This is a genomic window from Microcoleus sp. C2D2, from assembly GCF_036702495.1.
Lineage (GTDB): Bacteria > Cyanobacteriota > Cyanobacteriia > Cyanobacteriales > Microcoleaceae > Microcoleus.
In genome coordinates this window covers 1-4,395 of sequence record NZ_JAUBTO010000293.1, presented here as the reverse complement: position 1 = coordinate 4,395, position 4,395 = coordinate 1, and the positions used below count along the sequence as shown (strand labels likewise).

Sequence of the window (4,395 nt, the reverse complement as noted above, 5' to 3'; positions counted from 1 at the left end):
GTCCCGCCCGTCCAAAAAGGACGGGCGGGACGCCCATCCCACAAACTTGTGGAAGTTATTTAATTCTCATTCCTTAGAATACGTGCCAGTTCTAAGCTCTACAACTGGGTAATTAAACAGGTCATTGAGGGAAAGCCAGTGTTATCTTTGAAAGTACCCAGTCTTAACAGCGTCGAGGCCAACTTTACCAGTAATGAGAGGCAGCAGTGATGCGCGTTTTCGTACTAGATAAAAATCTCAAACCTCTTGACCCCTGTGCTCCGGCAAGGGCAAGAGAACTACTGCAAAAAGGCAGGGCAAAAGTATTCAATTGTTATCCATTCACTATTGCTTTACAGGATAGAACTGTTGCAGATTCGGTTACCCATCCTCATCGAATCAAAATCGACCCTGGTAGTAAAACCACCAGGGCTATTTGATTCTAAATAATTCCTTGAGAGTGTTAAGCTGTTGTGCATTTAAATTGTATGTTGAGGGCGGGCTCTCCTGCCCACCCCACAAGAGGAAAATTTTATTTTACCATGCAATTTAAATGCGGATTAGCTTAAGACCAAAGCCAGCAAGTCGTTGAGCTTGAGCCATATTCTGAAATCCCTACTCTCGATATAAATTGAGTGCCAAATTACGCGCCGTTGCCCAGATTTGCACGCTTTGGGGTAGTTCTAATGCGTAAAGCATCTTCTGGGCCGGGTCACATCCCGTACATAATGCACTTTATTCTCTACTCCCCAATAACCACGGATTCTTTGTCCAAAAGCTTCTGCTGTATCAACAAATGAAGCTATATAATAGCGGGTTTCTGTGGCATACTCGATGATGTTAGCACGATATACTTGTCGTTCTGATTCAACTCTAATCAAGGTCTTGAGTCCCGGAAATTTGGGAAGGTCTGTCAAATTCTGTGTAATACTCACTGTCCTTTTTTCAAGACGACCATGACCTTTGTTCATTTTTTGAGCGCTCTGTTGTGATTTAAAACAGCCTTTGACTGCTTTTAGTAATCCAGATTGGTTGCCCTTGAGTGCACCCACGCAATCATTCTCACCGTATACTCACTGTTTTTGGGTAATAGATTACCGAATCTATGACCCCGATGGGGACGGTCCAAGCAAAATAGACCATTTGTTAGAAATGCTGCAAGGGGTAGTATACCAATACGGAGTTGGCTTTCAAAACAGTCTTAATGGACACATGGTATGCCAGCCAAAAAGTCATGGAAGCTATTGACAAGCTAGGCAAAATATATTACTGTCCCTTAAAGAAGAACCGATTGGTTGATGACACCCAACGCCCGTGAAGATTATAAATCTCTTGAATCTTTAAGTTGGAAGCCAACTGAGCTACAGTCAGGGAAAACAATTAAAATTAACACCTTTCCCAAATTCAAGAAAGTGAAATTATTTCGACGAGTAATTGCTTCTTCCAACAATCCGGAATATGTCGCAAGTAACGACTTAAATCAATCTACAACGAGTGATGTACAAAAAGTGTGTGCCATTCGTGGGAAAGTTGAGAAATTTCACAGAGAACTCAAGCAATTAACAGGTATAGAGTCAAGCCGAGTGCCGTAAAGCTAGAATTCAAAGAAATCACGTTGCTTGCGCCGACGAATGTGGGCTAGGCTCAAAAGTTTAGCCTATAAAACTGGTCAAACAATATATCAAGTAAAACATGGGCTGCTGTCAAATTATTTAATTGAGCAACTGAAACGCCCCGATGTTTCGATGTTTATTGTCTGATTTTTTTGTCCGTAGTGCAAGGAACAGTTGTGACAGTTGCGTAAGTCCTGTTGGTAATGAACCTTGCTACCTGGTGGCGCCGGGTTTTTTTTGTGTTTTTATGTCTATTTGGAAAAAGAACACCTGTTTTTGGCTTGAGGATAATCTACAATTATACTTTGGTGGTATCTATAAAAAAAAAAACTTATATTCAACGGTTGAATATATCGCTCCTGTTCTTAGTTTGCGATCGATTATTCAGCAATCCCTAATTAAATTCAGTGTCTATACTAATACCTATCAAAGTGTAAAATTTGTCAACACCCTGTAAGTAGAGATACTTGGGAAAAATCCTCTGCCTTTTGGTATAGAGAAATATAGCTTAGTTTGTAGTTAAAGCGATAGCTAAGCCTCAAAGCTAAATCGAAATCAATTTTCTTTCTGAATCGCGACCACTTAAAGCTTGATTTTGCTGTCACTCGTAAAAGTACAGAGTTCAAAACTCTGCTAATAATAGCCTGTGTTCAGCAAAAATGGATATTTGCAAATCACCTGAAAACGATTGCAGATTTTGTTTTGTTGTGTGATATTCAAGCAGATCTTTTTTATGCCGAGAACAACAATCCCAAGGAGAAAATTCATGTTGATTGCTTAGGTTTTGATTCATTTACGAAATTGAAGCTCATAGAGCTTTGAAAGTATGAAATTCTTCAGTTTCCACCGAAAGAAAAAAGAGAAAACTATGAGTAGCACCGCTAAACCTATTAAGGTCAAACCAGGGGCCGTTTATATCCAAGATTGTGTCACCAATCAATTAAGCAAACTTTACACTCTGGATTTAGCCACAGGTAAAGCTACTTTTGTTGGTGAGATAGTTACAGAAGTTTATGACATTGCTTTTGTCGGTTCGCAACTATATGGACTCGATCGGGACGGTGACAAGACTCGACTAGTTAAAATTGACCTGAATTCAGGTGATGTCACTATAATTAGTGATATGGGCACTGCTTGTGCTGGTTTAGCATATAATCGCCAGCGTAATACCCTTTACGCCACAACAGCGAAACAACTGATTGCCATTAATCTCGAAACAGGTAAAGGTACGCCAGTAGTAACGCTAGCGGATAAAGACTACAACTGTGCTGAAGTTGCCTTTGATGCTGATGGCAAAGCTTATATTACCTTGATTGGTTACAACAAGAAGAAGTTATTAGCAAGTTGGAATTTAGAGACTAATAAAGTCCAAACCATTGGTGATATAGGCTTTCCCAATATTGCCAGTATGGAATTTGTTGGTAATGTTCTTTACGGCGTGACTGGTAACTTCTTTAACTTAGGTAAAAACGGTCAACTAATCCGCATTAACACGACTACTGGTAAGGGAACTTTAGTCACCACGACCGAACCTAAGGGTCGTTGGGCAGGGATTAGTATTTATGAAACAGCTACGGTAGTAACAACGGAAATTACCCCAGAAGTCAAGTCAGACGAAAAAGCTGAAACAACAAAAGAAGAAACTTCTCAACGTATACCAGCAGCAGTAAAACCAGAAAAGACTTCTCAACGTATACCAGCAGCAGTAAAACCAGAAAAAACTTCTCAAGGTACACCAGCAATAGTTTTTCAAAAAAGTAAAATAATTAGGGAGGAAGGTATGAGCATTTTAACCATTGATACTAAAAACCATTGTTACGTGATCAACCCCGACCAAATGAACAATCTGCAACAAAATGTTGCAACTTCCTTTACTTTCGATAAAGGTACTTTTGATATCAAAATTAGTGGCGGTCGCTACAAATATGCCAAGGCGAAAACAGAAGGAGAACCTTTTGTCTTACTGTGGATATATGGAGTTAATGGTAGTAAATTTATCAATAAAACCACAGGTTATGAAGTAGGCGCAACCTGGACAACCTTAAACGGATCTAATGATAATTTGCAGTTAGAAGTTAAACAAAGAACAGTTCTCAATGCTTTGTTCTTTGATGTTAACAATAATGACAATAGTGGCTCAATTGACCTTTTAATTACCAGTAAGAAGCCATTTTTCAGTCCTCAGACTTTAACAGTAGATAGCAAACGCAATAGTTATGTGCTGGATGAAAATCAGCTGGAAAGTTTGAAGCAATCGGGTACTAACTCCATTGAATTAAATCCTGGAAACTATCGCCTCAAAATTCGTGAAGGCAATGCAACTTATTGGTCGGACAACAATAAGTTTAACCTAGAACCTTGGGCTTTAATTTGGGTCAAAGGCGGAAAATTTATTACAAAACAGACTGGCATTGAAGTTGAAGAAACTTGGACTTCATTGAATGGTCTCAAAGATGAAGTCGTTTTAGAGGTCAAAGAAAAAACTACCTTAACAGGTTTATTTGTTGACACCTACAAGGATGATAATGAAGGACAAATTATCCTCGCAATAGAGTCAGTGGGTGCAACTGATACAAATCAAGAACAGACTACTACAACCCGGACTGTTACAAATGTTCAAGGCTCAGGTGGATCTACCAGTCGTGAACCAGTCGGTGCCAGCAGCTCAGAGACTGTTACAAATGTTCAAGGCACAGGTGGATCTACCAGTCGTGAACCAGTCGGTGCCAGCAGCTCAGAGACTGTTACAAATGTTCAAGGCACAGGTGGATCTACCAGTCGTGAACCAGTCGGTGCCAGCAGC

The 4,395-nt window shown here is 39.9% G+C and carries 4 protein-coding genes and 1 pseudogene; 4 read left to right on the top strand and 1 reads right to left on the bottom strand.

Going from position 1 to position 4,395, the window contains the following annotated elements; translation table 11 throughout:
• Positions 1-209: 209 nt before the first annotated feature.
• Complete coding sequence (locus QUB61_RS38090) at positions 210-419, top strand: RRXRR domain-containing protein (RefSeq protein ID WP_445300334.1); 210 nt, start codon at positions 210-212, stop codon at positions 417-419.
• Between the two features lie 243 nt (positions 420-662).
• On the opposite strand, the gene QUB61_RS38085 is transcribed toward QUB61_RS38090, so the two are convergent.
• Positions 663-1,031, bottom strand: a complete 369-nt coding sequence (locus QUB61_RS38085) for an ISAs1 family transposase (protein WP_333136484.1) — start codon at positions 1,029-1,031, stop codon at positions 663-665.
• 246 nt (positions 1,032-1,277) lie between these two features.
• On the opposite strand from QUB61_RS38085, the gene QUB61_RS40335 reads away from it, so the two are divergent.
• The 3 genes and pseudogenes from QUB61_RS40335 to QUB61_RS38070 form a co-directional block, all read left to right on the top strand.
• Entirely contained in the window at positions 1,278-1,571 is a 294-nt protein-coding gene (locus QUB61_RS40335) for a hypothetical protein (protein ID WP_445300335.1), read from the top strand.
• A gap of 218 nt (positions 1,572-1,789) precedes the next feature.
• Positions 1,790-1,990, top strand: a pseudogene (locus tag QUB61_RS38075) (hypothetical protein); the annotation flags it as partial.
• A 470-nt stretch (positions 1,991-2,460) separates the two neighbouring features.
• The coding region (locus tag QUB61_RS38070) for a YncE family protein (RefSeq protein WP_445300336.1) at positions 2,461-4,395 on the top strand (1,935 nt) is incomplete at its 3' end.